Source organism: Streptomyces longisporoflavus (assembly GCF_014649775.1).
Taxonomy (GTDB): Bacteria; Actinomycetota; Actinomycetes; order Streptomycetales; family Streptomycetaceae; genus Streptomyces; species Streptomyces longisporoflavus.
On record NZ_BMTR01000083.1, the window covers coordinates 1 to 4,686 of the forward strand.

Below are 4,686 nucleotides of genomic sequence, written 5' to 3' on the forward strand. Positions count from 1 at the left end.
GCCCACCATCACCCCAAAGGACGTTATCCCAGCTCAACCCTTCCCCCGAGGAGAGCTACACCCAAGAGCGTTTCACGTATCTACGCGGCCACGGTCCTGGAAGGCGACTGGGGCCAGGACTTCGTCATCGGCCTGCACGTGCCGGACATCAGCCTGAGCAAGCGCGGCGAAGGCGAAGAACGGCAGGTGCAGTTTCTGGGACGCCGACGGCTCGTGCGTCACCCTCGTCAACTACGTCCGGTGGTGGCAGCCAGCCACCGTCCCCGCCTACGGGCCCCGCAACCTGTGGAACGACATCGTGGCCGCCTACGCCCGTTGGCGCGAGGCAGGCCAGCCGCACTACACCCGCTACGGCCTCACCGTCGACGACGAAGGCGCCCATCTGTGGCTTGGTGCCCCCGCCCAGGTCATCGGCCGCCGAAACCTCCCCGGCCGCACCTGTCCACCCGCCCGACACTCCCCCGCCGCCGACCGGCCCGACACGGGCATCAGCCACCACCATTGGCAGGCAGCCACCGAAAGCGGCCACCTTCCCGCACGCCGTGAGGACAGCAAGGACCCACAACCATTCCGGCCACGAAGGACGAGGGCCCTCGTGCGCCCCGCCGGGGAGACCGCAGGGCGGGCGCCCCGGAGTCACCGTATCCATCCCTCGGCTACGCGGCCTCGCCAGGACGGTCGTTGCGAAAGCGGGAGCAACAAAGGCGGCCCCCTCACGATGCTGGAGGGGTGCCGCCCCTTTCATTGCGAGGGCACTGCTCAGACGCGGGGTTCCATGCTGATCTCGCCCGTGCGCACGCTGGTAACGAAGGACCTCCACGAGTTGTGTGGGAAAACCAGTGCGGGCCCCTTCTTGTCCTTGGAGTCGCGAACCCCGACCCGCGTGGGGAGCTCTGCGGCTTCTATGCAGTTGTTGCCGGTGCCGTCGCTGTAGGAGGACTTGTACCAGGCCTCTTCCGGGGCGACTTCGGTGGACGGCTGGTGTGTTCGGTGAGTGTTGATGGCTTCGCTACTTTCCGGTGAGTGCTTCCAGGAACTCGATGGTCTCCTCGAGGCCGTGGGCGGCCCCGACCATCGCGTTGAACCGGCGTGTGAACCGGTCGCGTTCGCGGGGCTTGTCTGAAGTGGACACGGCCCCCCACGCATTGTCGGTCTGGACGCGAGCGGGCAGTTCACCGAGGTCCAGGATCGTGAAATCGCTGCTTGCCCGATAGCCACGTTTGAACGGCAGTACCTGGACGGAGATGCGGTCCTGCCGGGCCAGCTTGATGATCTCGAGGTACTGGTCGCGCATGGTGGCGTCGTCGCCGACGGGGATGCGAAGGGCAGCCTCTCCGAGGATGATCCGCAGGCGGACGTCGTCGCGCTGCAGGACCCTTCGCTTGCGTTCCATCCGCAGGTTCACGTTGCGCTGTATGAATTCGCTGGTGGTGTCCTCGATGGGGCGCTGGACCTCGAAGAGTGCCCGCGCGTAGTCCTCGGTCTGCAGGAGGCCGTACACGACGGTCGGGTGGTAGGCCAGGATCTCCCTGGCCTCGGCTTCCAGTCCGACGAAGTGCGGCATGCCAGCCGGCATGAAGGCCCGGTACTGGGTGAGCCAGTCCTCGTTCGGGGCCTCGCGGTTCAGCTCGACCAGTTGCTCGATCAGGTCCTCATCGGTGACTGCGTACCGCTTCAACAGCGTGCGCAGGTCCCCGACGTTGCGCCGGAAGTTCAGCTCACCGTTCTCGATCCGGGCGAGGGATGCCTCGGACAGTGCCCGCAGACCGCGCACGGCGGTCTTGCGGGTCATGCCGCGTGCCCTGCCTTCCTCGACGGGCGGACAGTTGTCGCGCAACTGTCTCAGCTGGATGCCGAGCTCCAAGCGCCGTCCGGTTGCTCCTCGCTTCGCCGCCACCTGTGCACCACCCCACGTTCCTGCGCTGGCTGAATGTTCCCCTGCGCAGAGTCTGGCACCCGCTGAGCGTTCACGGCAGCCCCCTGTGCAGGTTCCGGCATAGTCCATTTACGCCTCCGCTGAATTTTCAGAGACGATTCAGTTGCTTCTCAATGAGCACTGTCGCCAAGGTAGTTGAGCCAACGCGGCCCGTGACAGGCAAGCGGAGCTCTATCGCATTGCAGCGCCAGCGCCCGCGGCATGCACGGCAGACCGCGTACCGCCCGATTGACGGAGACACCCCCATGTCATCCAGCGCAGCAGGCACCAAGCGGGACATCAGCTGGATGGACCGTGACAACGAGACCAGACCCCTGATCCACGGCGAGCCGGTCCTGATGCGGCCGCGCCCGGCCGTGCACCGCGGCCTCTTTCTCAGGCGGCTGCGCCAGGACTACAACGCGGGTGCGCTCGAGCATCTGCCCAACCCGGACCGGCCGCGGCGGATCGTCGCCTACGCCCTGAACGAGCAGAGCGGCACCGCCGATCAGGGCCTGAACGTGGTACGTGCCCTGATCGCGCGGCAGGGCTATGACGTCGTGCACGAGCTGCACGACGCCTACGCCCCGCACGCACCCCAGCGCCGGCCCGGCTGGTCCGAGGCCCGGCGCCTGGTGCACTGCGGAGTCGCCGACGGCATCGCGGTCGTTGACCGCGATGCGGTCAGCCGCCGCGATGACGAGTACGAGGAAGAGATCCACTGGATCGGGCAGCGCCCCGGTCTGCTGCTCCTGGCGGTGCCCGAAGCCGCCACTTGAAGAGCTCCGGCCCGGTGGCTGGATGAACGCGGACCGGGCTGGCGGCAGTGGCTGCTGCAGCTCGCGATCGTGCTGCTGGCCGCCGGCCTCACCCTCCCGATCGTGCCGGCCCTTTCCGGTCGGCTCTCCTGAAAGGAAATACCTGTGATGACCTCCGCTCTACCGACGCCGCAACCGGCCACGGCCCTCGACAAGAGAGCGCCCGAGGGCACCGGGCCGCCGCCCGCGATCCTGTACCGCGTGCCCGAGCCCGACGTCGCGGCCGGCCCGCTCCGCCCGGCCCGCTTGCACCTGGTGTGCGGCGGCCCGGGCGCGGGGCGTGCGTCGTGAGCGTCATCCTGCACGAGACGAGCACCCCCCAGTACTGGGACGCCCTCTACGAGGCGGGCAGGTACGTGCACGGGATTTCCGCCTTCGAATGCCAGATGTTCCGCTCGTACGTCGACCCCCGGCCCGACAGCCTCGCCCTGGACGCGGGATGCGCCCGGGGCGACTTCGCCGCCTACCTGGGAGCGTGGGGCCTGGATGTGCTCGGCCTTGACTTCTCTGCGACGGCGATCGCGCAGGCACGCCGCGACTTCAAGGATCAGGACCATCTCGTCTTCGACGTGCACGACTTCGTCACCGCCCCGATTCCTTCCGGGATCAGACCCGGCACGTTCGACCTGGTGGTGTGCCGGTTGTCCCTCCCCTACCTGGACCCGCAGAGGTTCCTGGTGGACGCGCGACGCTGGCTGAAGCCGACCGGTGTCCTGCACATCACCACGCACATCACCGAGCGCATGCCGCCCGGACTGCGCCATCGCGGCCTGCCCAAGGCCGCCGTGGAGGAACTGGCCACCGAGTGGGAGCACGCCGTGCGCTACGACCTGGACGGCGACGGCGCCCTTACCTGCGTGGTCCTGCGCGGCCCCTACCCCCACCCGCGGCGCTGACACAAGCCCCCGCTGTCCCAGTTGTCCCGGGAGTGCGTCTCGGGTGGGCGGCGGGCCCCCGGCCCCCGCTCCGCGAAAGGTGGCCCACGGATGCGAGGGCCGGGACCAACTCCCGATCAGGCAGGTACGGACAGGGCGACCGTGAAGGGCCTCCCCGCCTCGCGGGATGGCAGCCGTGCCCATGCCGCACAGCGTCCCTCCTTCCCGTCCGCAAGGGGTCGGGGAGGAGGAGACACGCAACAACGAGGGCCCTGCGCCCTCTGGCCGCCCCGCCCAGGGCGGGATGCGTATCGCCGTAGCACCTCAAAACCTGAAAGGAACAGCCGTCATGGCCACCGAGCGTTTGAGCGAAATCCCGGCGACGGTCGCGAGAATGATCGAGATCCGCAGCGGACCCATCCTGGAAAGCAGCCCGGTCACCGGCGGTCTCAACAGTGAGATCGCCGCACACGTACGGACCGAAACGCAGACGCTGTTCGTCAAGGGCCTGCGCACGAGCAACCCGCGCGCCTGGACGCAGACCCGCGAGGCGGCCATCAATCCGTTCGTCCACGGCCTGTCGCCCCGGATGGTGTGGCAGGCCGACGACGACGCGTGGCACCTGCTCGCCTTCGAGTACACCGAGGGCCGCCACGCCAACTGGAAGCCCGGCAGCGACGACCTGGAGCCAGTGCTCGACGTGATGCAGGAACTCGCCGGCAGGCCGCTGCCGCCCCTCCAGATGCGGCGCTTCAACGAACGGATGGCCGGCTGCGCCGCCCCCGACGAGCTCCACCACTTCGACGGCTCCGCCCTGCTGCACACCGACTGGAACCCGCAGAATGTCCTGATCACGGACGGCGGGGTGCGGCTCGTCGACTGGGGATGGGTCTCGCTCGGCGCGGCCTGGATCGACCCGGCCTTGTGGGTGCTGTGGCTCATCGCCGCCGGACACGACCCCGAGCAGGCGGAGTACGCCGCAGCCGGCCACGAGGCCTGGCGGCAGGCCTCCTACGAGGCCCTGGCCGCCTTCTCCCGGGCACAGTTGCGCCTGTGGGACAGCATCGCCGACCAGAGC

At 68.7% G+C, this 4,686-nt stretch carries 6 protein-coding genes; 4 read left to right on the forward strand and 2 right to left on the reverse strand.

Annotated elements, in window-relative coordinates; all coding sequences use genetic code 11:
- Nucleotides 1-759 precede the first annotated feature (759 nt).
- Nucleotides 760-1,002, reverse strand: a complete 243-nt coding sequence (locus tag IE226_RS44750) for a DUF397 domain-containing protein (RefSeq protein WP_229871977.1) — start codon at nt 1,000-1,002, stop codon at nt 760-762.
- A 7-nt stretch (nt 1,003-1,009) separates the two neighbouring features.
- A complete protein-coding gene (locus tag IE226_RS43325) occupies nt 1,010-1,864 on the reverse strand; it encodes a DUF5753 domain-containing protein (RefSeq protein ID WP_308429612.1) in 855 nt (284 codons plus the stop codon).
- Between the two features lie 317 nt (nt 1,865-2,181).
- On the opposite strand from IE226_RS43325, the gene IE226_RS43330 reads away from it, so the two are divergent.
- The 4 genes from IE226_RS43330 to IE226_RS43345 form a co-directional block, all read left to right on the forward strand.
- Nucleotides 2,182-2,694, forward strand: coding sequence for a hypothetical protein (locus IE226_RS43330; protein ID WP_190087042.1), 513 nt, complete (start codon nt 2,182-2,184; stop codon nt 2,692-2,694).
- A 147-nt stretch (nt 2,695-2,841) separates the two neighbouring features.
- Nucleotides 2,842-3,024, forward strand: coding sequence for a hypothetical protein (locus IE226_RS43335; RefSeq protein WP_190087043.1), 183 nt, complete (start codon nt 2,842-2,844; stop codon nt 3,022-3,024).
- A complete protein-coding gene (locus IE226_RS43340; protein ID WP_190087044.1) occupies nt 3,021-3,629 on the forward strand; it encodes a class I SAM-dependent methyltransferase in 609 nt (202 codons plus the stop codon). The genes IE226_RS43335 and IE226_RS43340 overlap by 4 nt, the downstream gene beginning before the upstream one ends.
- Nucleotides 3,630-3,957: 328 nt before the next feature.
- Nucleotides 3,958-4,686 (forward strand): aminoglycoside phosphotransferase family protein (locus IE226_RS43345; RefSeq protein WP_190087045.1); only part of this gene is annotated, 729 nt, incomplete at its 3' end.

Bases quoted from the DNA above. Each gene is read 5' to 3' on its own strand.
- IE226_RS43335 (WP_190087043.1), top strand. From the start codon at position 2,842: ATGACCTCCGCTCTACCGACGCCGCAACCGGCCACGGCCCTCGACAAG.
- IE226_RS43330 (WP_190087042.1), top strand. From the start codon at position 2,182: ATGTCATCCAGCGCAGCAGGCACCAAGCGGGACATCAGCTGGATGGAC.